At 73.0% G+C, this 25459-nt stretch carries 17 protein-coding genes and 1 pseudogene; 10 read left to right on the top strand and 8 right to left on the bottom strand.

Annotated features, from left to right (window positions below):
- Nucleotides 1-115 precede the first annotated feature (115 nt).
- The gene (locus tag PV364_RS06605; protein ID WP_319658735.1) at nucleotides 116-1612 is read left to right on the top strand and encodes a chitinase; all 1497 of its coding nucleotides are present in this window, start codon (nucleotides 116-118) and stop codon (nucleotides 1610-1612) included.
- 107 nt (nucleotides 1613-1719) lie between these two features.
- On the opposite strand, the gene PV364_RS06600 is transcribed toward PV364_RS06605, so the two are convergent.
- Genes PV364_RS06600 through PV364_RS06590 form a run of 3 tightly spaced genes read right to left on the bottom strand, consistent with a single transcriptional unit; the run spans nucleotide 1720 to nucleotide 3787 of the window.
- Nucleotides 1720-2124, bottom strand: a complete 405-nt coding sequence (locus PV364_RS06600) for a RidA family protein (protein ID WP_319658734.1) — start codon at nucleotides 2122-2124, stop codon at nucleotides 1720-1722.
- Entirely contained in the window at nucleotides 2121-2879 is a 759-nt protein-coding gene (locus tag PV364_RS06595; protein ID WP_319658733.1) for an IclR family transcriptional regulator, read from the bottom strand. Before PV364_RS06595 ends, PV364_RS06600 begins: the two co-directional genes overlap by 4 nt.
- Nucleotides 2876-3787, bottom strand: a complete 912-nt coding sequence (locus tag PV364_RS06590; protein WP_319658732.1) for a sugar kinase — start codon at nucleotides 3785-3787, stop codon at nucleotides 2876-2878. Before PV364_RS06590 ends, PV364_RS06595 begins: the two co-directional genes overlap by 4 nt.
- 110 nt (nucleotides 3788-3897) lie before the next feature.
- Between PV364_RS06590 and PV364_RS06585 the strand changes: the two genes are divergently transcribed.
- Nucleotides 3898-5139 (top strand): alanine racemase, encoded by a 1242-nt coding sequence (locus tag PV364_RS06585; RefSeq protein WP_319658731.1) that lies wholly within the window; start codon nucleotides 3898-3900, stop codon nucleotides 5137-5139.
- A 425-nt stretch (nucleotides 5140-5564) separates the two neighbouring features.
- Nucleotides 5565-7136 (top strand): D-aminoacylase, encoded by a 1572-nt coding sequence (locus PV364_RS06580; RefSeq protein ID WP_319658730.1) that lies wholly within the window; start codon nucleotides 5565-5567, stop codon nucleotides 7134-7136.
- Here PV364_RS06580 and PV364_RS06575 read toward each other — a convergent pair.
- Nucleotides 7057-8853, bottom strand: a complete 1797-nt coding sequence (locus PV364_RS06575) for a P-loop NTPase fold protein (RefSeq protein WP_319658728.1) — start codon at nucleotides 8851-8853, stop codon at nucleotides 7057-7059. The two genes, PV364_RS06580 and PV364_RS06575, sit on opposite strands and share 80 nt — an antisense overlap.
- 89 nt (nucleotides 8854-8942) lie before the next feature.
- On the opposite strand from PV364_RS06575, the gene PV364_RS06570 reads away from it, so the two are divergent.
- A complete protein-coding gene (locus tag PV364_RS06570) occupies nucleotides 8943-10154 on the top strand; it encodes a pyridoxal phosphate-dependent aminotransferase (protein ID WP_319658727.1) in 1212 nt (403 codons plus the stop codon).
- Nucleotides 10155-10236: 82 nt separating this feature from the next.
- On the top strand, nucleotides 10237-10629 hold the full coding sequence (locus PV364_RS06565) for a hypothetical protein (protein WP_319658726.1): 393 nt from the start codon (nucleotides 10237-10239) through the stop codon (nucleotides 10627-10629).
- Nucleotides 10630-10830: 201 nt separating this feature from the next.
- Here the strand turns inward: PV364_RS06565 and PV364_RS06560 are convergent, their stop codons facing one another.
- Nucleotides 10831-12651, bottom strand: a complete 1821-nt coding sequence (locus tag PV364_RS06560; protein WP_319658725.1) for a phosphoenolpyruvate carboxykinase (GTP) — start codon at nucleotides 12649-12651, stop codon at nucleotides 10831-10833.
- Nucleotides 12652-12906: 255 nt separating this feature from the next.
- Between PV364_RS06560 and trhA the strand changes: the two genes are divergently transcribed.
- The 3 genes from trhA to PV364_RS06545 all read left to right on the top strand — a co-directional run bounded on the left by trhA (nucleotide 12907) and on the right by PV364_RS06545 (nucleotide 15907).
- A complete protein-coding gene (gene trhA / locus PV364_RS06555; protein WP_319658724.1) occupies nucleotides 12907-13608 on the top strand; it encodes a PAQR family membrane homeostasis protein TrhA in 702 nt (233 codons plus the stop codon).
- A 132-nt stretch (nucleotides 13609-13740) separates the two neighbouring features.
- Entirely contained in the window at nucleotides 13741-15279 is a 1539-nt protein-coding gene (locus tag PV364_RS06550; protein WP_319658723.1) for an MFS transporter, read from the top strand.
- Nucleotides 15266-15907: a TetR family transcriptional regulator gene (locus PV364_RS06545; protein ID WP_401973763.1), complete on the top strand. Its 642-nt coding sequence runs from the start codon at nucleotides 15266-15268 to the stop codon at nucleotides 15905-15907. Before PV364_RS06550 ends, PV364_RS06545 begins: the two co-directional genes overlap by 14 nt.
- A 319-nt stretch (nucleotides 15908-16226) precedes the next feature.
- Here PV364_RS06545 and PV364_RS06540 read toward each other — a convergent pair whose 3' ends face one another.
- On the bottom strand, nucleotides 16227-18257 hold the full coding sequence (locus PV364_RS06540) for a thioredoxin domain-containing protein (protein WP_319658721.1): 2031 nt from the start codon (nucleotides 18255-18257) through the stop codon (nucleotides 16227-16229).
- A gap of 495 nt (nucleotides 18258-18752) precedes the next feature.
- Between PV364_RS06540 and PV364_RS06535 the strand changes: the two genes are divergently transcribed.
- Both PV364_RS06535 and PV364_RS06530 read left to right on the top strand, forming a co-directional pair.
- Nucleotides 18753-20054: a hypothetical protein gene (locus tag PV364_RS06535; protein ID WP_319658720.1), complete on the top strand. Its 1302-nt coding sequence runs from the start codon at nucleotides 18753-18755 to the stop codon at nucleotides 20052-20054.
- 309 nt (nucleotides 20055-20363) lie between these two features.
- Complete coding sequence (locus PV364_RS06530) at nucleotides 20364-21362, top strand: helix-turn-helix domain-containing protein (RefSeq protein ID WP_319658719.1); 999 nt, start codon at nucleotides 20364-20366, stop codon at nucleotides 21360-21362.
- Between the two features lie 55 nt (nucleotides 21363-21417).
- Here the strand turns inward: PV364_RS06530 and PV364_RS06525 are convergent, their stop codons facing one another.
- Nucleotides 21418-24798 carry a S8 family peptidase gene (locus PV364_RS06525; protein ID WP_319658718.1) on the bottom strand — a complete coding sequence of 1127 codons (3381 nt, stop codon included), beginning with the start codon at nucleotides 24796-24798 and terminating at the stop codon, nucleotides 21418-21420.
- Nucleotides 24799-25030: 232 nt separating this feature from the next.
- Nucleotides 25031-25408, bottom strand: a pseudogene (locus PV364_RS06520) (septum formation initiator); the annotation flags it as partial.
- Nucleotides 25409-25459 lie beyond the last annotated feature (51 nt).

Here is a 25459-nt window from a genome sequence, read left to right as displayed (position 1 = left end):
GACGGCCAGGGGGCCAGGGGTATTGACCGGGGGATTGGTCTGGACCAAACTTCGACCTCACAAGAGTGGCCACTCGCGTACCCGTTGCCCAACTCCTCGCCCCCAGGAGGCAGTAGTGGAACTCGCACGCCCGCGGAGCACCGCCCTCAGAGCCGCGGCGGCCGTCGGCGCCGCCGCTCTCGCGGTGGCGGGACTCGTCGCCAACTCCGGCAGCGCGAACGCCGCCGACACCAACCTCGTGGCCAACGGCGGATTCGAGAGCGGCCTGTCCGGCTGGTCGTGCACCGCCTCCAGCGGCGCGGTCGTCGGCTCCCCCGTGCACGGCGGCACCAAGGCCCTCCAGGGCACGCCGTCGTCCTCCGACAACTCCCGCTGCTCGCAGACCATCAGCGTCCGGCCCAACTCCACGTACACGCTGAGCGCCTATGTCCAGGGCAGTTACGTCTACCTCGGCGCCACCGGCACCGGCATGGCGGAGGCCTCGGTCTGGACCCCGTCCGCGACCTCGTACCAGCCGCTGTCCACGAGCTTCACCACGGGCGCGAGCACCACCTCGGTCACCGTCTACCTGCACGGCTGGTACGCGCAGCCCGCCTACCTGGCCGACGACGTGAGCCTGCTGGGGGCACCCGGTTCGGGCACGCCCACCCCGACACCCACCCCCACGGACCCGACGCCGACCCCCACCCCGACGGACCCGACGCCGACCCCGACGCCCACCGGTGGCGGCTCGCTGCCCAAGCACGTGCTCACCGGCTACTGGCAGAACTTCAACAACGGCGCCACCGTGCAGACCATTGCGCAGGTCCCGAGCCAGTACGACATCATCGCGGTGTCGTTCGCCGACGCCACCACCACGCCCGGCGCGGTCTCCTTCACCCTCGACCCGGCGCTGAACTACTCGGTCGGCCAGTTCAAGGCCGACATCGCGGCGAAGAAGGCGGCCGGCAAGAAGGTCGTCGTCTCCGTCGGCGGCCAGAACGGCACGATCAGCGTCACCGACTCCGCCTCGGCGAACAACTTCGCGAACAGCGTCTTCTCGCTGATGCAGACGTACGGGTTCGACGGCGTCGACATCGACCTGGAGAACGGGATCAACGCGACCTGGATGACGCAGGCGCTGCGTTCCCTGTCGGCCAAGGCGGGCACCGGGCTGATCATCACGATGGCCCCGCAGACCATCGACATGCAGTCGACGTCCTTCGGCTACTTCCAGACCGCGCTCAACATCAGGGACATCCTGACCGTCGTCAACACCCAGTACTACAACAGCGGTTCCATGAACGGCTGCGACGGCAAGGTGTACTCCCAGGGCACGGTCGACTTCATCACCGCCCTGGCCTGCATCCAGCTGCAGAGCGGTCTGGCACCCTCACAGGTGGGTCTCGGCCTGCCGGCGTCATCCCGGGCGGCGGGCAGCGGCTACGTCTCGCCGACCGTCGTGAACAACGCCCTGGACTGCCTGACCAAGGGCACCAACTGCGGCTCGTTCAAGCCCTCCACCACCTGGCCGGGGCTGCGCGGCGCGATGACCTGGTCCACCAACTGGGACGCGGCGAACGGCAACGGCTTCTCGGGCACGGTCGGCCCGCACGTGCACGGGCTGCCGTAACCGGCGGGACCGTCACCCAGACCCACCGCGCCCCCGGGAGAGGTCCCGCGCCCCGGGGGCGCGGTGTCACGTTCACACCGCCGGCCCCACCGCGGTGGGGGCGGGCGTCAGTCCAGGACGGCCAGGGCGTCGATCTCGACGAGCAGCCCGGCGGGCAGGCCGACGTAGACCGTCGTACGGGCGGCGGGGGCGCCCTCCAGGCCGGCGAAGTACTCGTCGAAGAGGGCGTTGAACTCGGCGAAGTGGGCGGTGTCGGTGAGGTAGACGCGGATCATGACGGCGTCCTCCCAGGAGGCGCCGCCCGCCTCCAGTACCGCCTGGACGTTGGCGAGGGTCTGCAGGGTCTGCTCCCGCAGCCCCGGCCCGACCGGGGCGGGGGCCCGGCCCGGCACCGCGGGGCCGAAGCCGACCTGGCCGGCGACCTGGAGGATGTTGCCCTTGCGGACCCCGTGGGAGAACGTGGCCGGCGGGGTGGTGTGGGTCGCCGGGGTGATCGCGGTCTTGTCGCTCATCGGGCTCCTTGGCTGGGTTGTCCGGAGTACTCGCGGCTGATCGCCTCCGCGGTGCGCTGGACCTGCGGGCGGAGCCGGAGCAGGTCCTCCGCGCTGACGACCACATTGGGGGCGGACAGGGAACAGGCGGCCGCGACGCGCCCGTCCGCGCCGCGGATCGGCGCGGCGACGCAGTTGATCGACTCCTCGTGGCCGCCGAGGTCGCTCGCCCAGCCCTGCTCGCGCACGCGGGCGAGTTCGGCCAGGTGGGCGGCGGCGTCCGGGGTCGAACGGGAGGTGTAGCGCGGGTACTCAAGCCCCCGGGCGACCGCGCGCCGCTCGGCCTCGGGCAGGTCGGCCAGCAGCAGCTTGGCGACGGCCGCCACGGTGATGGCGACAGGCTTGCCGATCCGCGAGTACATGCGGACCGGGTAGCGGCTGTCCACCTTGTCGATGTAGACGACCTCGCCCTCCTCGTACACGGCGAGGTGCACGGTGTGGCCGGTCAGCTCGCCCAGGGCGACGAGGTGGGGGTGCGCGATGCCGCGGACGTCCAGGTTCTCCATCGCCACCTGGGCGAGGGCGAACAGCCTGGTGCCCAGCCGGTAGCGCTGGTCGTCCTGGCGGTAGACCATGCCGTGCTCGTGCAGCGTGCGCAGCAGCCGCAGCGCGGTGGACTTGTGCACGTCCAGGCGGGTGGCGACCTGTTCGAGGTTGGCGGGCCCCTCCGCGAGCAGGGGCAGGATGCGCAGGGCGCGGTCCACGGTCTGGCTCATGCGCGCAGTCTCCCCCATGCCTCGTCCCCGAGTACGGCAAGGGAATCGCCGCGTACCCCGATCGCCGCGGCGGCCAGCGCGTGCCCGCGGGCGAGCCGGTCGGGCAGCGGCAGCGCGCGCAGTGTCGCGGACAGGAATCCGGCGGCGAAGGCGTCGCCCGCGCCGACCAGGTCGACCACCGGCGCGCCGGCCGCGGGGACGAAGACGCCCGCACCGGTGCCCTCGTAGGCGGTGGCCCCCAGCGCGCCCTGCTTGACGACGAGCACGGCGGGCCCGGGCAGCGCCTCGCGCACGGCGTCGGCGTCCGGCAGGCCCCAGGCGGCCTCCGCCTCGTCCTCGCCGACCAGGACCAGGTCGCAGCGGCGCGCAAGCGCGGCGAGTTGCGCCGGGTCACCGGAACGCCACAGGGCGGGGCGGTAGTTGACGTCGAAGGAGACCAGCGGGCGCCCGGGCCCCGGCGCCGTCAGCTCGCGCACGAGGTCGGCGCAGCCCGCCGAGAGCGCGGCCGTGATGCCGGACAGGTGCAGGACCCTGCCCGCCCATGCCTCCTCGCGCCCGACGGCCGCCGGGGACAGGGCGGTCGCCGCGGAGCCCGCCCGGTAGTACGCGACCTCGCCGTCCCCGGTGCGGAAGTAGACGCCGGTGGGACGGTCGGGGTCGCGGCGCACGGCGGAGACGTCGACTCCGGCCGCGGCGATCTGCGCAAGCAGAAGGTCCCCGAACGGGTCCGCGCCCACCCGGCTGATCCAGCGGGCGGTGTGGCCGAGCTGCACCAGCGCGCAGGCGACGTTGGACTCGGCGCCGCCGGTGCCGCGCGCGAACGAGGCGGCCTCGGCGAGGCGCTGCCCTGGCGCGGAGGGCACGAAGGTCACCATGGATTCGCCCACGCACACGACGTCCACGCTCACTTCGGCTCCCTCCTGGGCACCGTTGACCCGGCGCCGGCAGGGATGTTAGACACGTCGGAACACCATACGCAATGACCATTGCACATATTGCAACGCTCCTGGGAGGCCCCATGCGGATCGACGAGCTGCGCGAGGAACGCGTGGACCACCGCTTCAAGGGGCTTCCCCCCGACGCGGACGGACGCACCGTCGGCGAACTCGCCGCCGAGCGCCGCTCCCTGTTCGACGGCGGCTTCACCACCCCGCTGCTCACGCTCTCCGGGCCCGCCCTGGAGCACAACCTCGCCCAGCTCGCCGCCTACACGGACAAGCACGGGCTCGCCTTCGCACCGCACGGCAAGACCTCGATGGCCCCGCAACTGTTCGCCCGCCAGATCGCGTACGGCGCCTGGGGCATCACCGCCGCCACCCCGCACCAGGTGCGGGTCTACCGGGCGTTCGGCGTGCCGCGGGTCTTCCTCGCCAACGAACTCGTCGACGCGGCGGCACTGCGCTGGCTCGCCCGCGAGCTCGCGGAGGACCCCGGCTTCCGCTTCGTCTGCTACGTCGACTCCGTCCAGGGCGTCGAGCTCATGGACGCGGCCCTCACCGGCGTCGTCGACGTCGTGGTGGAACTCGGCGCGGCGGGCGGCCGCACGGGGGTGCGCGGTCCCGTCGAGGCGGCACGCGTCGCGGACGCGGTGACCGCGGCGCGGCACCTGCGGCTGGTCGGCGTCGCGGGCTACGAGGCGCCCACGCCGGACCCGCGCGCCTGGCTGGACGAACTCGTCGCACTGGCGGGGGACTTCGACGCGGCGGGGCGTTTCGCCGCGGCCGAGGAGATCGTGGTCAGCGCGGGCGGCAGCGAATGGTTCGACGGGGTGGCCGAGGCCTTCGGCTCCCTGGGGCCGTTGTCCCGTCCCGTACGCAAACTCCTGCGGTCCGGGGCCTACGTCACCCACGACGACGTCCACTACCGGGACGTCACGCCCTTCCGCGGCCGGATCGCCGCGGAGGGCTCACTGGAGCCTGCGTTCCGGCTGTGGGCCCAGGTGCTCTCCCGGCCCGAACCGGGGCTCGCCCTCCTCAACGCGGGCAAGCGCGACGCGCCCTACGACCTCGATCTCCCGGTGCCGCAGGTCGTGCGCCCCGCCGCCGGCGGCTCCACCGTCCCGGCGGCGGGACTGACCGTCACCAGGCTCGCCGACCAGCACGCGTTCGTGTCCGTGGCCCCGGGCGGAGTCGACCTGGCGGTCGGGGACTGGGTGGGGCTGGGGGTGTCGCATCCGTGCACGGCGTTCGACAAATGGCAGCTCATTCCTGTCGTGGGCGAGACCGGGGTCGTCACGGACTTCGTCCGTACCTTCTTCTGACCGCCCGGGTAGGTTTTTTCCCCGCCCGCCCTCCCCCAGCTGCCGCTGGGGGAGGACCCCGCCACGCCCCCACCCGGGCCGGTGGGGGTGCTGTAGGCGGTGACGGCTGCGCCCTTGGACTGCGCTGCGCCAACGGTGGCCCGAGCACGGTGCCGCCACTACCCCCCACCGGGGATCAGGCGCATGACGAAACGGAGGGGGCGGGGTCGTAGGGGTGGGCGTTCTGGACTGTGGAGCATATTTGGGTGCATGACCCGGGGTGATCAACAGATCGTGCCCGAGGCACCGAAATGTGCTGTCCAGAATGCCCAGCCCCGGAGGCCCCGCACCCGGCGCACCCCGCACGCGCGCCGGGATCACTGACTTCACAGGGCACACGGGCGGGAGGGCGGGGAAAAACCTGCGGAAAAGGAGGAGCGCCGCGCATGGATCTGGGCATCCGCAACGCGACCATCGTGGACGGCACCGGAAAACCCCCGTACGTCGCGGACGTCGGCCTGCGCAACGGCCGCGTCGCGGAGATCGGAACCGTGCGCGGCGCACGCCGGACCCTGGACGCCACCGGGCTCGCACTCGCCCCCGGGTTCATCGACATGCACGCGCACAGCGACCTCGCCCTGCTGACCGACCCCGCGCACGAGGCCAAGACGGCACAGGGGGTCACCCTGGAGGTGCTGGGGCAGGACGGGCTGTCGTACGCGCCCGTGGACGACGCCACCCTCGCCGGGCTGCGCAGCCAACTCGCGGGATGGAACGGCGATCCGGACGGGCTGGACTACGACTGGCGCAGCGTCGGCGAGTACCTGGACCGCCTGGACCGGGGCATCGCCGTGAACGCCGCGTACCTCGTCCCGCAGGGCACCGTGCGGATCCTCGCCGTGGGGTGGGAGGACCGCCCGGCGACGCATGCCGAGCTGGACCGGATGAAGGAGCTGGTCGCGGAGGGCATGGCGCAGGGGGCGGTGGGGATGTCGTCGGGGCTGACGTACACCCCGGGGATGTACGCCTCGGACGCGGAACTGACCGAGCTGTGCCGGGTCGTGGCCGCCCACGGGGGCTACTACTGCCCGCACCACCGCAGTTACGGCGCGGGCGCGCTGGAGGCCTACGCGGAGATGATCGCGCTGACCCGCGAGGCCGGCTGCGCCCTGCACCTGGCCCACGCGACGATGAACTTCGGCGTGAACGCCGGCCGTGCGCCGGATCTGCTGGCGCTGCTGGACGCGGCGTTGGCGACGGGCGCGGACATCAGCCTGGACACCTATCCGTATCTGCCGGGTTCCACCACGCTCGCCGCGACGCTGCCGAGCTGGGCGACGGAGGGCGGCCCGGAGGCGACCCTCGCCCGGCTCCGGGACGACGCGCAGGCGGAGCGCATCCGGCGGGCCATGGAGGTGGACGGTTCGGACGGCTGCCACGGGGTGCCCGTGGACTGGTCGACGATCGAGGTGTCCGGGGTGCGCGAGCCGGCGCTCAGGGCCCACGTGGGCCACCGGGTACCGGACTTCGCCACGGCGCGCCGGCTGCTGCTGGAGGACCGGCTGGGCACAACGATCCTGCAGCACGTGGGCCACGAGGAGAACGTCCGGGCGATCATGCGGCACCGGGCGCACACCGGCGGCAGCGACGGGCTGCTCGTCGGGGACAAGCCGCATCCGCGCGCGTACGGCACCTTCCCGCACTATCTGGGCCGCTACGTACGGGAGCTGGGGGTGCTCTCGCTGGAGGGCTGCGTCGCGCGTCTGACCGGCCGCCCGGCCGCCCGGCTGGGGCTGACCGACCGCGGGCTGGTCCGCGAGGGCCACCGCGCCGACCTGGTGCTGTTCGACCCCGCGACGGTGGCGGCGGGCGCGACGTTCGAGCGGCCGCGAGGGCTGCCCACCGGCATTCCCCACGTGCTGATCGACGGACGGTTCGTCATCGAGGACGGCCGGCGGACGGACGTGCTGGCGGGACGCTCGGTACGGCGCCGGGCTGCCGGAGCATCCGGTCGATGAGCCCGTACAGCGCGGCGGGTTCGGCGGCGACGCCGAGCGCGCCGGCCTGCCGGGCGCGTTCCTCGCGTTCCGGGGCGACCCAGCCGGTGTAGAAGAGCGCGGGACCGGTGTAGCGGCCCGTGCCGCGCAGGTGCTCGAGGTCGGTGAAGCCCGCCTGGGGGTCGCCGTGCCGTCCGATGTCGGAGAGCAGCAGGTCGGGGGCGGCGGCCCGCAGCCACTCCTCGGCACCGGCGCGGTCCTCGACCACCTCGACCCGGGCGCCCCTGCTCCGCAGCGCGTGGACCTCGGAGGAGACGGTGTGCGGGTTGTCGTCGATCCACAGCACGCTCAGACCGGTGTACGGGCCGGGCTCCGGGGGTTCGGGGGCTGCCTGCGGGGCCCGCTCCTCGTCCAGTTCGACCGTGGTCACCGCCGCGGCCCGCGGCGACCGCCGCAGGCGGCGGATCAGACCGGCGGCCTCGGGCATCCGGACGAGGTCGTCCACGAGCGAGGTGAACCCCCGGTCCCCGACCAGCGCCACGAAGGCGGGGGGCAGCCGGCGTTCCAGTTCGGCCAGTGCCCGCGTGCGATCCTGCGGCGCCGGGTCGGCGGCGAGCGGCACCTCGTGCTCGGTGAGCAGGCGGCGCACCAGTTCACTGCCCTGACCGGTCAGGGGCGCGGGCGCGCGCAGCAACCGGCGCACCGCACGGTAGTCCAGGAACTCCTGGATCGCGTCGCCGCCGCGGCCGCTCACCAGCACGCGGTGGAAGTCCCCGTACAGGTGCTGCAGCAGGAGCGTGCGGAGCATGACCTCGGGCCCGAAGTCCCGCCAGAGGGGATTGAGTCCGGCTTCCAGGACGAAGCCGTTGAGCAGCCGTTTGACGCGGCGCGGGTTGCGCCCGGTGCGCTCGGCCAGCAGCGCGATGTGCGGGCCGTCGAGGAGGTCGCCGATGCCGGCCCGGGCGGCGCAGCCGCGCACGTACGCCTCGATGTCGTCCGGCGGCGGGACGCGGTAGTTGGTCTGGAAGATCTTCTCCATGAAGGCGGAGCCCGCCGGGGACAGGTCGCCCAGCAGGCCGCCGGGGGACAGCGCGGAGCGGTCGCAGCCGATGACGAAGGCCAGACCGGGGACGTCGAGGTAGACCTTGACGGCCTCGCAGACGGCCAGCACGGTCTCCTCGGAGCAGCGGTCGAGGTCGTCGATGAAGACGACGAGCAGCCGGCGCGGCGCGTGCTCGGCGGTCTGCGCCCATTGCGCGGCCAGGTCCCGCAGGGCGTCCCGCATGTCGTTGCGGGCCTGGGCGTCGGCGGACAGGCTGCGCCAGAGCTCGTCCACCAGTCCCGCCGCGCCGAGCGGCCCGGCGAGCAGCGCCGTTCCGGCGCGGAGGGTCCGCAGCAGCACGCGGTGCTCGGTCGCACGGTGCAGCGCGCGCCGCAGCAGGCGACGGTCGAACTGCGCCAGGACGGATTTGATGAGGCCTTCGAGGGCGTCGGCGCCGCGCGAGGTCCAGGCGTTGTACCAGACGGTGTGCACGTCGGCGGTGCCCGAGAGTTCGGCGTCGACCAGGCGCATGAGGCTGCTCTTGCCCATCCCCCAGCCCGCGTCGACGGCGAGGGTGAGGGGGGTGGAGCCGCGGGAGTCGATCAGCAGCCGGGCCAGTTGCCGTGCGGCACCGCCCGTGCCGAGGAGGTCGTCGCCGGCGGTGGCGACGGGTTCGTCGTTGAGCAACGAGAACATGCCGCGAGGGTAGCGGTCCGTCACCGTTCGGCGCACACGTGGTCAAGAACACGGGGCGATCGGCGTTACGTGGCCGTAAGCTCACGGACATGCAGGTGATCCAGTCCACGAAGCTCTCCAACGTCTGCTACGACATCCGCGGCCCGGTGCTGGAGGAGGCCATGCGGCTGGAAGCGGCAGGTCACCGCATCCTGAAGCTGAACACCGGCAATCCGGCGGCCTTCGGTTTCGAGTGCCCCCCGGAGATCCTCGAGGACATGCTGCGCAGCCTCGGCGGCGCGCACGGCTACGGCGACTCCAAGGGCATCCTCCCGGCCCGCCGCGCGGTGATGCAGCACTACCAGACCAAGGGCATCGACCTGGACGTCGAGGACATCTACCTCGGCAACGGGGTGTCCGAGCTGATCCAGATGGCGATGCAGGCGCTGCTGGACGACGGCGACGAGGTGCTGATCCCGGCACCGGACTACCCGCTGTGGACGGCGGCGGTCTCGCTGTCCGGCGGTACGCCGGTGCACTACCGCTGCGACGAGCAGGCGGACTGGTTCCCGGACCTCGCCGACATCGAGCGGAAGATCACCGACCGCACCAAGGCACTGGTGATCATCAACCCGAACAACCCGACGGGCGCGGTGTACGACGACGAGTTGCTGCGGCAGCTGACCGACCTCGCCCGCCGGCACAACCTGATCGTCTGCTCGGACGAGATCTACGACAAGATCCTCTACGACGGCGTCACGCACACCCCCACCGCGGCCATCGCCCCCGACCTGCTGACGCTCACCTTCAACGGGCTGTCGAAGGCCTACCGGGTGGCGGGCTACCGCAGCGGCTGGCTCGCGGTCTGCGGCCCCAAGGAGCACGCGACCAGCTACCTGGAGGGCCTGACGATCCTGGCCAACATGCGGCTGTGCGCCAATGTGCCGGCGCAGCACGCGGTGGCCACCGCGCTGGGCGGCCGCCAGTCGATCAAGGACCTGGTGCTGCCGGGCGGCCGGCTGGCGGAGCAGCGGGACGCGGCGTACGAGCTGCTGACGCAGATCCCCGGGGTCAGCTGCGTGCGGCCGAAGGGCGCGCTGTACGCGTTCCCGCGGCTGGATCCCAAGGTCTACAAGGTCAAGGACGACCAGCAGATGGTGCTGGACCTGCTGCGCGCGGAACGCATCCTGGTGGTCCAGGGCACCGGCTTCAACTGGCCCGAGCCGGACCACTTCCGGCTGGTCACCCTGCCCTCGAAGGAGGACCTGACGGACGCGGTCGGCCGTATCGGGCGGTTCCTGGACGGCTACGGCCAGCCGTAGTCCGGACCAATGTCTTGAATCACTCGCATCTTGGACTGAGTCCAAGCTAGGATGTACTCCTGAACGCAGGAGGAGTGCACCCATGTACGAGCCGATCCGCACCAAATCGGTCCATACGGCGACGGCGCCCCGCCTTCCGCGACGCAGCCGTGACGAGGAGCTGGACCTCCAGCTCGCCGGCCACCTCGCCGCCCTGCTGACCGTCACCGACGAGCTGCGGGGGTCGGCACCGTGCCCCGAGCTCGACCGCGCGGCGGAGCAGCTCGCGGAGGTGGTGGCACGACTGCACCAGGGCCGGCCGCCGCTCCGGCTCCCCGCCGGCCGCGGGGCCGGGGATCCCGCCCGCACGGCCGCCCTCCACCGGCGGGCGCACGCGCTCGCCGGCCGGGCACTGGTCGTCGCCGAGTCACGGCAGGACACGGAGGCGGTGGCGCTCGCCGAGCGCCGTCTCGCGGCCCACGCCGCGACCGTCTGAGGCACCACCGCCCGGGGCCCGGACACGACGTCGCACGCGTCATGTCCGGGCCCCGGGCTCTGTGAGGGTCGGCCGGACCCGTCCGGCGGGGGTTGGTCAGGGTCAGGGACCCCCCGCCACCGGGGCCGCGCCTACCGCCGGGACCGCCCGCCCGCGCCGCACACGCGAGGAGGGCCGGGGGACCCGGATTCCGGCGGGCGGTCAGCCCAGGCGCTTCACCAGGGCGCGGTACTCGTCCCACAGCTCCGTGGGCGTGTGGTCGCCGAAGGTCTCCAGGTGGGACGGGATGAGCGAGGCCTCCTCGCGCCAGGTCTCGATGTCCACCGAGAGCAGCAGATCGAGGTCCTTCTGCTCGATGTCCAGCCCGGCGACGTCCAGGGAGCCCTCGGCCGGGAGGATGCCGATCGGGGTCTCGACGCCCTCGGCCCGGCCGTTGAGGCGCTCGACGATCCACTTCAGCACGCGGCTGTTCTCACCGAAGCCGGGCCACACGAACCGGCCGTCCGCGTCCTTGCGGAACCAGTTCACGTAGTAGATCTTCGGCAGCTTGTCGGCGTCGTGCGTCTTGCCCAGCCCGACCCAGTGGCCGAAGTAGTCGCCCATGTTGTAGCCGCAGAACGGCAGCATCGCGAACGGGTCGCGGCGCAGCTCACCGACCTTGCCCTCGGCGGCGGCGGTCTTCTCGGAGGCGACGTTGGCGCCGAGGAAGACACCGTGCTGCCAGTCGAAGGACTCGGTGACCAGCGGGACCGCCGAGGCGCGGCGGCCGCCGAAGAGGATGGCCGAGATCGGCACGCCCTTGGGGTCCTCCCACTCGGGCGCGATCGTCGGGCACTGGGCGGCGGGCACGGTGAAGCGGGCGTTGGGGTGGGCGGCGGGGGTCCCCGACTCCGGCGTCCAGGAGTTGCCCTTCCAGTCCGTGAGGTGCGCCGGGAGCTCCTCCGTCATGCCCTCCCACCAGACGTCGTTGTCGTCGGTGAGGGCGACGTTGGTGAAGACCGAGTTGCCCCACAGGGTCTTCATCGCGTTGGCGTTGGTGTGCTCGCCGGTGCCCGGCGCGACCCCGAAGAAGCCGGCCTCGGGGTTGATCGCGTAGAGACGGCCGTCCTCGCCGAAGCGCATCCAGGCGATGTCGTCGCCGATCGTCTCCACGGTCCAGCCGGGGATCGTCGGCTCCAGCATCGCGAGGTTGGTCTTGCCGCAGGCGCTCGGGAAGGCGGCGGCCACGTATTTGACGGCCTCGGCCCCGCCGCGCGGCGGGGTGAGCTTCAGGACGAGCATGTGCTCGGCCAGCCAGCCCTCGTCCCGCGCCATGACCGAGGCTATGCGCAGCGCGTAGCACTTCTTGCCGAGCAGCGCGTTGCCGCCGTAGCCGGAGCCGAAGGACCAGATCTCGCGCGTCTCGGGGAAGTGCGAGATGTACTTGGTGGAGTTGCACGGCCACGGAACGTCGTCCTGGCCGGGCTCCAGCGGGGCGCCCACGGTGTGCACGGCCCGCACGAAGAAGCCGTCCTCGCCGAGCGCGTCCAGCACGTCCTGGCCCATGCGCGTCATGGTGCGCATGGCGGTGGCGACGTACGCGGAGTCGGTGATCTCCACGCCGATCGCGGACAGCTCGGAGCCGAGCGGGCCCATGCAGAACGGGACGACGTACATGGTCCGGCCGCGCATGGCGCCGCGGAAGAGTCCCTGCGGTCCGGTGAAGATCTCCCGCATCTCGGCGGGGGCCTTCCAGTGGTTGGTCGGGCCGGCGTCCTGCTCCTTCTCCGAGCAGATGAAGGTGCGGTCCTCGACACGAGCGACGTCGGTCGGGTCGGAGGCGGCGTAGTACGAGTTGGGGCGCTTGATCGGGTCGAGCTTCGTGAAGGTGCCCTGCTTCACGAGCCCGTCGGCCAGGCGCTGGTACTCCTCCTCCGAGCCGTCGCACCACACGATCTCGTCGGGCTGGGTCAGTTCGGCGATCTCGCCGACCCAGGCGATCAGGTCCTGATGATGGGTGGGAGCCGCATTGACGCGCGCCACGATCGCTCCGTTCCGCCCGGTGTGCACTCACCTGGCGTCAGTTTTCGAGGGTGTTTTGTTGGGACCCCTTGGGGGCTGCGACCCGGATGCTGCTTCGTGGGTTGCTCATCCGGTGCCGACCGCACTCATATGAGTATCAGGACAGGAAACGGGATCTGTCCAGGGCGCGTGAGGTGAGCAGCGCCACTCCCCCCGTCCGGCGACATCGCAAGTTACCTACAGGTAACTTACGCGAGCGTAGGTAGCATTGACCTCATGAGCTCCGTGGACGAGACTCCCGTTGTGCCTCCCGCCCTTGATGAACTCGCCGCCGTCGCCGCCCCACTGAAGCCCAAACTCCGGGGGTGGTTGCACGCGGGGATGTTCCCCGCCGTCCTGGTCGCGGGCGTCACCTTGACCGCCTTCGCGGAGAGCACCCGCGGGCGGATCGCCTGCGCCGTCTTCACCGTGACCGCCTGCGCGCTGTTCGGAGTGAGCGCGCTCTACCACCGCGGGAACTGGGGTCCGCGCGGCGAGGCCGTGCTGCGCCGCCTCGACCACGCGAACATCTTCCTGATCATCGCGGGCACCTACACGCCGCTCACCCTGCTCCTGCTGCCCACCGGCAAGCAGGAGATACTGCTCTGGCTGGTGTGGGCGGGAGCCCTGGCCGGCATCGCCTTCCGGGTCTTCTGGGTCGGCGCCCCGCGCTGGCTCTACACGCCCTGCTACATCGCGCTCGGCTGGGCGGCGGTCTTCTTCCTGCCCGACTTCATGCGGCGCGGCGGTGTCGCCGTGCTGGTACTGATCGTCGTCGGCGGCCTGCTCTACAGCGTCGGCGCGATCGTCTACGGCACCAAGCGCCCCAACCCCTCGCCGCGCTTCTTCGGCTTCCACGAGGTCTTCCACTCGTTCACCCTCGCCGCCTTCATCGCCCACTACGTCGGCATCTCGCTGGTGGCCTACAACCACGCGTAGCCCACCGCAGCGGCCCCGAGAGCCCCGCGCACCGCTCCGGCGGTCCGCGGGGCTTTCGCATACCCGCATTGACAGCTACTCTTTTTTGAGAGTCACTATCATTTGATACCGGCTATCGGAAAGAGTCGCGCCATGACGACGAACGACCCCCGCCGCTGGTGGGCCCTCGGCGCGCTGGTGGCGAGCATGCTCGTCCTTGGTTTCGACATGACGATCCTGAACGTGGCGCTGCCGACCATGGCCGCCGAACTCGGCGCCGACACCGGCGACCAGCAGTGGATCGTGGACGCCTACACCGTGGTGTTCGCCGCCGCGATGCTCCCGGCGGGCCTGCTGGGCGACCGCTGGGGGCGGCGCCGGATGCTCGTCGCGGGCCTGGCGGTCTTCCTCGCCGGCTCGGTGCTCGGCGTCCTCGCCGGCAGCCCCGGGCCGGTGGTCGCCGCCCGCACGGTGATGGGCCTGGGGGCCGCGCTGGTCATGCCGCTCGCGCTGTCGGTCCTGCCCTCGCTGTTCGGGCCCGAGGAGCGCTCCAAGGCGGTCGGCGCCGTCACCGCCGCCATGGCGCTGGGCCTGCCGCTCGGGCCGATCATCGGCGGCGTCCTGCTCGACCACTTCTGGTGGGGCTCGATCTTCTGGGTCAACGTCCCGCTGGTCGCCGTCGGCATCACCGCCTGCCTCCTCCTGCTGCCCGAGACCCGCGACCCCGCCACACCCCGGATCGACCTGCCCGGCACCGCGCTGGTGATGACCGGGCTCGGCGCGCTGGTCCTCGGCATCATCGAGGCCCCGCGGCGGGGCTGGGCCGATCCGCTGGTGCTCCTCGCGCTCTTCGGCGCCGTCGCCCTGCTCGCCGGGCTGGTGCTGCGCGAACGCCGCCAGGAACGGCCGATGCTCGACGTCGGCCTGCTGCGGCAGCGCGGCTTCCTGTGGAACGCGGTCGCCGCGACGCTGGTGACCTTCATCCTCACCGGGCTGCTCTTCGTGCTGCCGCAGTACCTGCAGGCCGTGCTCGGCAACGACGCCCTGGGCACCGGCCTGCGGCTGCTGCCCATGATGGGCGGTCTGATGGTGGCGGCCCGGGGCAGCGCGCCGCTGGTCGCGCGGTTCGGGGCGCGGCCGGTGGTGACCGCCGGGCTGGTGGCGCTCGCCGGGGCCGCCGTGCTCGGCAGCCGTACCCAGGTGCACGACGGCTACGGGTTCACCGCTTTGTGGCTGTCGGTCACCGGGTTCGCCTTCGGCTTCGCGATGATCCCGGCCATGGACGCCGCGCTCGGCGCCCTGCCGAAGGAGCGCGCCGGCGCCGGTTCCGGGCTGCTGATGACCCTGCGGCAGACCGGCGGCGCGATCGGCGTGGCCATCCTGGGCAGCCTGCTCGCGGGCGCGTACACCGGCCGGCTCGACACCACCGGCCTGCCCGCCGCGGCCGCCGGCACCGCCGCGGGCTCCGTCGGCGCGGCGCACGCGGTGGCCGCCGCCCTGGGCGACCGGGCGCTGGCCGCCTCCGCGGACGCGGCCTATGTGCACGGCATGGACCTCGCCCTGCTCGTCTGCGGCGGCGCCTCGGTGGCGGCCGCCGTCCTGACCGCCCTCTTCCTGCCGGGCACGGGCGGGAAGACGCGGGCTGCGGTGTCCGCCGCCGTGGCCGCGCCGGCGACCGATGCCCGACAATGACCACGTGACCGCACCGACGAGACCGACGAGCTCGACCAGACCCGGCCTCCGCGAGCGCAAGAAGATCCAGACCCGCCGGGCCATCCGCCGCGCGGCCTACCGGCTCTTCGAGGCGCAGGGGTACGACGGCACCACCGTCGAGCAGATCGCAGACGCGGCCGAGGTCTCCGCCAGCACGGTCTTCCGGTACTTCCCGACCAAGGAGGACATCGTCCTCACCGACGAGTACGACCCCGTCATGGTGGCCGCCCTGCGCGACCGCCCGGTGACGGAGCCCATCGTCGAGTCGGTGCGGCACGCCCTGCTGGGACCGCTGCGGGAGATGTTCACCGACCCGGCCGAACTGGACGAGATGCGGCAGCGGCTGCGGCTGGTGCGCACCGTCCCGGCCATCCGCGCCCGCATGGGCGAGAACATCCAGGAGTCCAGCCGGCTGCTGGCCTCCGTCACCGCCGAGCGCCTGGGGCGCCCCGAGGACGACTTCGAGATCCGGATCGTCGTCGGGGCGCTGATCGGCGCCTGGAGCGAGGCCGTCTTCCACTGGATCGACACGGGCGGCGGCGACGACCTCGCCGCGATCCTCGACCGCGCGCTGACCCTGCTCGCGGCGAACCTGCACGGCCGCTGACGACCGCTGACGACCGCCGAGAGCGGCGCGGGTCCGGTTCGCCGGGCCCTGTCGTCCCATCGGCTCCGCCGGCCACCGCTGGAAGAGCCCCCTGCGCGGTGCGTCGCAAGGCGGCGGGTCGTCAGGAATCGCCGGAGCGGGGCCACTCGGACGCCTCGACCGCTTCCCCGGGCCGAAGGCCGGGGAAGCTCCGCGCCTGGGGGCACCTCCGAGCGGGGCGGGCGGGGATGCGGCAACCGGGCCCGGACCCCGTAACGGTGGTGGTCGGCTCGGTGATCGTGACGTGTCGACGGGGGCCCGGCCCTGCCGTGTGCCGGGGTCAGCGCGCGCCGAGCTGCTCCCCCAGTGCTTCGGGGTCGGCCGTCGGGGCCGCGCACACGAAGTGGCGGCAGACGTAAGCGGCCGGACGATCGCCGATCAGCGGGCGGTCGGCCAGCAGGGCGTACTCGCCGGTGCCCGGCGCGCCGACGGCGACCACCGCGCCCGGGGCGGTGCCCAGCAGCGCGACGCGGTGCAGCGCCGCCGTCCCGGCGTCGTCCACCGGGCCGACCACCGCGACCTCGCGGGGACCGTCGAGCGCGGCCTCGGCGACGGCCAGCCCCCAGCCGATGAACCGCGGCACCCGGCCGGCGAGCGCGCCCACGACCCCGAGCGCCTGCTCGGCGGCCTCGCGGTGCCGGTCCGAGCCGGTGTACGCGGCGTACGACAGCAAGGCCCCGGCAGCGGCCGTCCAGCCCGAGGGCGCGGCGTTGTCGGTCGGGTCCTGGGGCCTGCGGATCAGCGCCTCCGCATCGTCCGCGGTGTCGTAGAGCGCCCCCGCCTCCCCGGTGAAGTGCCGCAGCACGGAGTCGAGCAGCAGCCCCGCGAAGTCCAGCCACACACCCTCGCCGGTCACCGCGGTGAGCGCGAGGAAGCCCTCCGCGACGTCCGCGTAGTCCTCCAGCACACCGGCGTTGACGCCCACGACGCCGTCCCGCGAGGTCCGGGCCAGCCGGCCGTGCTCGTCCATGTGGACCCGCACCAGCAGGTCCGCGGCCTCCACGGCCGCCGCGACGAGGTCCGGCCGCTGGAAGTACGCGCCGGTCTCGGCCAGGGCGGCGATCGCCAGCCCGTTCCACGCGGCGACCACCTTGTCGTCCCGGCCGGGGCGCGGGCGGGTCTCGCGCGCGGCGAAGAGCCGTTCCCGCACGGAGGCGATGCGCTCCGCGTCGGCCGGGCCCGCGTCGGCCGGGAGTTGGAGCACCGAGGCGCCCTCCTCGAAGGTGCCCTCCTCCGTCACGCCGAAGTGCGCCGCTGCCAGGGCCGCGTCCGCCGGACCCAGGACGTCCTCCAGTTCCGCCGGCGTCCAGACGTAGAACGCCCCCTCACCGTGACCGCCGCCAGGTTTGTCGCTGTCGGCGTCGAGCGCGGAGGCGAAGCCGCCCTCCTGGGTGCGCAGTTCGCGGACGAGGAAGTCGGCGGTCTCCAGGGCGACCCTGCGGGCCGGGTCGGAGCCGGTGGCGCGCCACAGGTGGGCGTAGACCCGGCACAGCAGGGCGTTGTCGTACAGCATCTTCTCGAAGTGCGGCACCACCCACTCCCGGTCCACGGAGTAGCGCGCGAAGCCGCCCCCGAGCTGGTCGTAGATGCCGCCGCGGGCCATCGCCTCGCAGGTGTCCGCGGCCATCTGCAGCGCGCCCTCGGAACCGGTGCGCGCGTGGTGCCGCAGCAGGAACTCCAGGGCCATCGACGGCGGGAACTTCGGCGCGCCGCCGAAGCCGCCGTGCGCGGCGTCGTAGTCCCGGGTCAGCCCGAGCAGCGCCGCCGCGAGTTCCTCCTGTCCCGGCGGGGTCGTCCCGCCGAGGGCCATGGAGCGCGCGCCCAGGTCCTTCACGATGCTCGCCGCGACCTCCCCGACCTCGTCGCGGCGCTCGCGCCAGGCGGCCTCGACGCCCTGCAGCACCTGGCGGAACGAGGGCATGCCGTGCCGCGGGGCCGGCGGGAAGTAGGTGCCGAAGTAGAACGGTGCGCGCTGCGGGGTCAGGAACACCGTCATCGGCCAGCCACCCTGGCCGGTGGCCGCCTGCACGGCCTCCATGTAGACGGCGTCGACGTCGGGCCGCTCCTCGCGGTCGACCTTCACCGACACGAAGTGCTCGTTGAGGTACGCGGCGGTCTCCCCGTCCTCGAAGGACTCCCCCGCCATGACATGGCACCAGTGGCAGGCCGCGTACCCGACGCTCAGCAGGACGGGCACCTGCCGGCGCTCGGCCTCGGCGAAGGCCTCCTCCCCCCAGGGCCACCAGTCGACCGGGTTGTCGGCGTGCTGGAGGAGATACGGCGACGTCGCGTCGGCGAGGCGGTTCGGCATGACCCCATCCTTGCCCATCGCGGCGGCGCTGACCCACTGCATCCTCGCCGCGCCCCGCTCTTTCCGGCAGCAGGGCGATCGGGACGCCCGTCGCCCCGGGGGCCGCACCGCTGGGCCCGCCGCGAGCGCGAACACCCGTCCCCCGCGGTTCCCCTCCTGGTACAGCGGACGGGCTCCGGCAGGAATCCGGCGCCTGGAAAGTGGAGCGGCGCGGGACGCGGGGCCCGGCGGCGGACGACCGGTACCCGGTGCGCTGTGTGGTCCTCTGGGCGAGCGGCGGCGGGCAAGCGGCGCGGATCGCCCTGCGCCGGGTGCGGCGGACACGGCGCCAGGGGTCGCGTCGCGCCGCAGGTGAGGCACGCCGGCGGCTCCGGACGATCCGCCGTCCGCTGCGCCGGCTCCTACAACCCTTCGACGACGGCGGAAGTCTCCTGTGGAGCACGTGTTCACCCTTGGTTCAGCCGTCGGCAGCCGCCACTTCACCCAGAGGATTCCATGACTCCCACTTCTCACGGCCACCGTGCCCTCCGCTGGACCGCCGGTACCGTCGGCGCCCTGGCGCTGATGGCGCTGGGTGCCGCCCCCGCCGGTGCCGCGGACCCGGCACCCGGGGTGGTGCTGGGCAAGATCGCCCCGATCGACGGGGTGAAGCCCGGCAGTGCGCTCAGCGTGCCGATCTCCTTCACGAACACCGGCCCCGCGGCGCTCGACAAGGTCTGGATGGAGTTCGACGTCACCCGCGGCCTCAGCCACACCGAGGTGCCCTCCAACTGCGGACGCTGGGATGGCCAGGCTCACGATGATCTGCCGGCCTTTTCGAACCTGCTCTGCGAGTTCGACCAGCCGGTGAGACCCGGCGTCGTCTACGCGCTGGAAAAGCCAGTGGCCCTGAAGGTCCTCGACCACTCCTTGTACGACCTGTTGAGGGTGGCGATCTGGGGCACCGAACCCGTTTCGGAAGGCGGGTTCGAGCCGATACCCGGCACCGCGCCCGCGGTGAAGCTGGTCGAGCGGCCCGACGACACCCCGGCCGCCCCGGGCTCCGCCCGGCCGGACGGCGGGGACTTCGCAACCGTCGACGTGACCGCCGAGAACACGGCCGACTTCCAGGTGACGGGTGCCCGGCTGGAGGGCGGGGTCGGCGACACGGTCCCGCTGGAGGTGAAGTTCACCAACGCCGGGCCGGGCTGGGTGCTCCGGGACGGCGTCTCCCCGGCCGTCGTCCGCATCAAGATGCCGGCCGGTACGTCGGTCGCCAAGTCCGCCGGATTCTGCAGGAACCTGGGGTCGGCGACGTACGAATGCGGCATGGGCGACTCCTGGGTCGACGAGCACGGCGGGCAGACCTATGACTTCAAGCTGAGGATCGACAAGGCGGTGCCGGGGGCCAAGGGCTCGGTGGCGCTCGCGGGGAAGCTCCCCCGCCCCTTCGACACCGTCAGGTCGAACGACACCGCGGACATCCTGCTCGACGTCGCCGGTGCCGGGGCCACGGGCGGCAGCGGCTCGACAGGCACGACCGGAGGCTCCGGGACGGCCTCCGGCGGTTCCGGAACGGCCTCCACCGGAGGCTCCGGCTCGACGTCCGGCTCGACGTCCGGCTCCGGGACCGGCGCCACGGGCGGCAGCTCCACCACGGGCAGCACGGGCACCACCGGCCTCTCCTCCACCGGCGGTGCCCTGGCGTCCACCGGCTCCGGTTCGGTCCTGCCCCTCACCGCCGCCGCTGCCGGGACCCTGGCCCTCGGCGCGGGCGCCCTCCTGGTGGCACGCCGTCGCGCCGACCGGCAGCGGTAACCGCGCCGGGTCGGACGGGGCGGGCATGAGCCCGCCCCGTCGCGGCGCAGGTCAGGACTCCTGTGTCACACCGGCGGCAGTTGCGGTACCCCGCCGAGCAGCACCGGCACCCCGCGCTCCCGGGCCGCGCGAACGCCACCCCGCCCCACGGCCACCGGTGCACGGTGCACGGGTCTCGTGCCGCCACGCGGTTGCCCTCGGCAACCGACGTTGTCCCCGGGCGGATGTGCTGATGGAATCCAACGCCGGACGAAACACGTTCTCCGACGCGGACCCCGGATCGCGCCGGGCGGTGACGGGAGGGACGACATGCTGGAGACGGTGGGCCTCACGGCCGCCGAGGGCGATGTGTACCGCCTGCTGCTCGGCCACGAGTCGGCGTCCGCCGAGGAGGTCTCCGGCCGCTGCGGCCTCGACACCGCGGCGGTCCGGCGGCTGCTGCTCGCGCTGGAGGCCAAGGGGCTGGCGTACCCGGTGGAGGACAGCCCCGGCTGGTTCGCCGCCATCCCGCCGGAAGTCGCCCTCGTACCGCGGCTCCAGCGCCACTCCGAGGACCTGGACCGGACCCGCGTGGCGGTGTTCGAGATGGTGCAGGCGTACCAGCGCGGCGCGCGGGCCCGGGTCGGGGGCGAGGCGATCGAGATCATCAGCGGCGCGGCCGCCCTGCGGCAGCGGCTGCGGCAGCTCCAGGACAACAGCCGTCACGAGATGACGTGGTTCTGCAAGGCCAGTTACGTGGCCATGTCCCCGGAGAGCAACCAGGAGCAGTTCGCCGCGCACGCCCGGGGCGTGCTCTACCGGGTCCTGTACGAGCAGGCGTACTTCGACGACCCCGGCGCGGTCGACAACGTCGTCAGAGGGGTGCACGCCGGCGAGGTCGCCCGCGCCGTGCCGCGGCTGCCGCTGCGGATGGCGGTCTCCGACCGGTCGGTGGCCGTCCTGCCACTGGCCTCCTCGGGCGCCCCCGGCAACCCCAAGGAGCTCAAGGCGGCGCTGGTGCGGGAGAGCAGTCTGCTGGAGGCGCTGATCGACCTGTTCGAGCGCTACTGGGAGGTCGGCGCCCCGCTCCGGGTGACCGAGGAGGGCCGGATCGGCGGCGCGGGCCCCGAGGACGCCGCGTCGCTGGCCCCGGAGGACCGGCACCTGCTGTCCCTGATGGTGGCCGGCCTGACCGACGAGGCGATCGCCGGGCAGCTCCGCGTGAGCAAGCGCACCGTCCAGCGTCGCATCCAGGGACTGATGGGCCTCGCGGGCGTCGCCACCCGCATGCAACTGGGATGGCACGCGGCGCGCCGCAACTGGCTCTGAGCGCCGCGCAGCCGCAAGCGCGGTCCCGCGCTTGCGGCTGTGCTCGCGGTCGCGGCTACTTGAGCAGGTAGGCCCTGATCACGGTCTCCTTGAAGGAGTTGCCCGCCGCGTCCTTGACGTAGGTGCGCAGACTGACCGATCCGCCCGAGGAACGGTGCGGGCTGTCGACGGTCACGGTGCGCTGCGTGCCGGTTCCCTTGACCGCGGCCGACTGCCACGTCCGGCCCTCGTCGTAGGAGACCTCGACGGTGAGGGTGCGGATCGGCGACTCGGCGGCGCCGGGCGTCCGCTGGACCAGGACCGGGATGCGGAGCTCACGACCGGCCCTGGCACGGTTCCACTCGTCCAGTTCGGGCGACATGCGCACCGCGTACAGCGGCAGCGCCTGACGGGTCGCGGTGGTCTGCGACCGGAAGCGCCATTCGGCCGACACATGGGTGGAGACCGAGCTGGGGGCGAGGTCGCGGTCCTGCTCGACCGTCAGGCGGTAGTCGGCGGGGGTCGGGTCGGCGGGGACGTCGCTCATGCTCCAGTCCTCGGAGACGAGTTCGCCGTTGCGCCGCAGCTCCACCGCGGGCAGGCCCGCCGTCGTGTCGGCCACCAGATCGAGGTTGCCGTTCGCGGCCGACTGGAAGGGGCGGTAGACGGTGTCGCCCTCGCGGAAGGCGGCCATCTGCGACGAGAGGCCCAGGGCCTGGACGCCGCCGTTCCAGCGCTCCTCGACCCTGGCGCCGGCCTTGTAGCCGTGCAGATCGCCGAGGTAGCTCTGTCCGCGGGTGTCCGGGTCGAAGATGTTGTTCTGGTCGAAGGCCGCCTGCCAGCGCAGGCCCTCGGCCGCGGAGAACCAGTCGACCCGCCGGGTCGGGACCGGCAGCCCCGTCATCGAGGGTGCGCTGAAGCGGACGTTGTCGACGTACATCCAGACGAGGCGGGCCGCGGTGGTTCCCGGGGTGGTGGCGGCGAAGGTGGTGTCCACCCTGGCCAGTTCCGACGCGCGGGGACGGTACCCCGGGTCGGCCGGGATGGCGCCGTGCACCGGCCGGGAGAGGTAGTAGACCGACGAGGGATTGCCGTCCGGGCCGGTGGGGTCACCCCAGACGGTGCTGACGAGGTAGGTGAACTTCCCGTCCTTGTCCCGGGCCGTCGGGGTCGCGTACACGCCCTCGATGTGGTCCTCGCCGACCGCGTTGTTCATGGTGACGGAGAGCAGCTCGTCGCCCAGGCTGATGGTGCCGATCTCCGCCGAGAGGATGCGCGCCGCGCGGCTCGGCGCCGAGACGGTCACGGGCTTCGCCTTCCGTGCGTCGACGGCGACCTGCCGGTCGGCGGTCATCACGACCTTCGGCACGCCCACGATGACGCCCTCGGTGAACGACGCGTCGAAGAAGAAGCCGCTCACCGAGTAGGTGTCCTTCGGCAGCCGCACCACGGTGCTGTTCTTGCCGAGCGCCTCCACCTCGAAGGACTTGCGGTCGGCCGACTGGACGAGCAGGTACGCGGTGTCGGGGGCCGCGCCCGTGCGGCTCTTCATGTCGATGCGCAGGTCGTAGGACGGCTGCTCGAGGTCCAGGCCGAACGGGACGCGCACCGACACCTGGCGGTCCGCGGTGCTCGCGGTCACCACGCCGCTGTAGGCGGCGTAGGCCGTGGTGGCCTCCGGGGTCCCGGTGAGGGTGACGTCCGCCGTTCCGTGCGCGGGGACGGTGACGGTGTCGGCGCTCAGCCGGAACAAACCTGCGGGGGCGGGCTTGTCCAGCAGGCCGCTGCTCGCGTTCTGGGCCAGCCGGAGGGTGACGGGGGCTGCGCCCGGGTTCCGGTAGGTGATCTTCCGGCTCACCGGCGGCCGCTGGGCGTCGGTCCAGCGGACCAGCCCGAAGTCCACTGCGGCGACGTCGGCGGTGACCTCCTGGTCGACCGCCCGGGCGACGTCGACGCGCCCGGCGCCCTGGTAGTAGGCGCCGTGCTCCAGGGCACCGGTCGCCGACTGCATCAGCTGACGCTTGACCTGCTCGGCGGTCCAGTCCGGGTGCTGCTGGAACAGGATGGCGGCGGCGCCGACCACGTGCGGCGTGGCCATGGACGTGCCGTCCATCGCGATGTAGCCGTCGTCGGCGGTGGTGCCGCCCGCCCTGGCGGCGACGACACCGACGCCGGGGGCGATGATGTCCGGCTTGAGGCCGGAGTCGCCGGTCCGCGGGCCGACCGAACTGAAGACGGCGCGGTCGTCGTCGGCCTCGGCGGCGCCGACGGCCAGCGCGCGGTCCGCGGAGGCGGGCGAGGAGACCCTGCTGCCGGAGCCGTTGTTGCCGGCCGCGGCCACCACCAGGACGCCGTAGTCACGGCTGACGGTGTCGACCATGGCCTCGACGGCGTCGGTCTCCGGCGTGTCCGTGTCGCCCAGGCTGAGGTTGATCACCTTGGCGCCGTGCTGGGCGGCCCAGGCCAGACCCTCGATGATGGCGGAGTTGTCGCAGTTGCCGTCCCCGGTGCACACCTTGCCGGACAGGATCTGCACACCGGGTGCCACGCCCTTGTACCGGCCGTCGGAGAGCGTGCCGGATCCGGCGATGGTCGAGGTGACGTGGGTGCCGTGCCCCATCAGGTCGTCGGTGTTCGGCTCGCCGGTGAAGTTCGCCGACTCGGTGACGAGGCCCTTGAGGTCCGGGTGGTCGGGGTCGTAACCGGTGTCCAGCACCGCGACCTTGACGCCGGTGCCGGTCCAGCCCTTCTCCCAGGCGTGCGGGGCGCCGATGCGGGTCGCCGTGCTCTCGGCCTGGACCGTGGAACGCCCGTCGAGCCAGACCCGGCGCACCCCCGCGCCGAAGGACGTGGCGCCCGCCTGGCCGGGGGCGATGCCCTTCCAGAACGCCGCGGCGTCCTCGCGGTGTTCGGCCAGGGTCGCGAAGGGGGTTCCGGCGACGGTCCGGGCACCGTCGGCCCCGGCCGCGGTGAGCCGGCGCTCGGCGGTGCCCGCGTCACCCGCGTACTGGACGATCAGCGGCAGGCTCGACCGCTCGGCGTACTTGCCCGCGACCAGGGCCGAGACATTGAACAGCGCCGCGTCGAGGCGGTCGGTGGCCAGCAGGGGGAGGGCGTCGGCGGGTATGACGATCCAGTCCCGGCCGTCCTGACGCTTGACGAACGTGATGTGCTCGCGCCCCTTGGCGGGCTCGACCGTGACGCTCTGCCTGCCCGAGGGGTCCGTGTCCAGCGTGACCCGGTCACCGGTGATCAACGTGACCTGCTGCCGGGTGATCCCGGCCGCGCTGCCCTGCGCGCCGGAGCCGGACTGCCCGCCGCTCCGCCCGGTGTCCCGGCCGGTGTCCTGGGCCGCGCCAGGAGTCGCGGTCAGACCTGCCAGCAGCGCCGCGAGAGCGGCGGCCGCCACGTACTGCGGCCGCGGGCTCCGCACCCTCGGCCGCCACCTGCTGTTCATGTGTCTCATGGCGGGAAAGCATGTCCCCGCTGATGGCGGGGGTCAGTACCCCTTGGCTGTCCAGCAGGTGCCAAGTCACCTTTGCGCCACGGCGCGGGGGGTACGAAGCGGCCCAGACAGGGACGAAGTCACGGGCACGGCCCGGTGGCCGCCACGTGCCCCGGACGCCTTCCGGCGCCGCGCCGGTGCGCCGTGAACCCCCCACCGCCGGATTCGGGCCGCGGGCTCGGCCTGCGCGAGCCGCCACAGCCCGCGGCTCCGCGGGCACGACCAGCAGGCCCACGTCCGTCTGCGCCAGCGCCTCGGTCACGGCCTCGTCCATGCGCCGCGGCAGATCCACCACGACCACTCCGCCACGCCGCCGGGCGGCGCCCATGACCGACCGCATCGCCCGCGGCGGAACGACCACCGTGTCCCCGCGGTCCCAGCTCAGCACGCTCAGGGCGTGCGCCCGCGGCAGTGCCTCCTCCAGAGCGCCGCTGTTGACCCGGCCCCGGGACTCGGCGAGGTCCGGCCAGCGCAGACCGGCCACCCTCTCCGCACCGAGCAGCACGTCCAGACCGCCGCCGAGCGGGTCGGCGTCGACGAGCACCGCGCGCCGCCCGGGCCGGTTCGGGGCGCTCGACGCCGGTCCCCGGACCGGGCGTCGCACTGCGTGCGC

The organism is Streptomyces sp. MI02-7b (genome assembly GCF_033793585.1).
In the GTDB taxonomy this organism is placed as follows: Bacteria; Actinomycetota; Actinomycetes; order Streptomycetales; family Streptomycetaceae; genus Actinacidiphila.
This window is presented reverse-complemented; position numbering and strand designations above follow the sequence as displayed.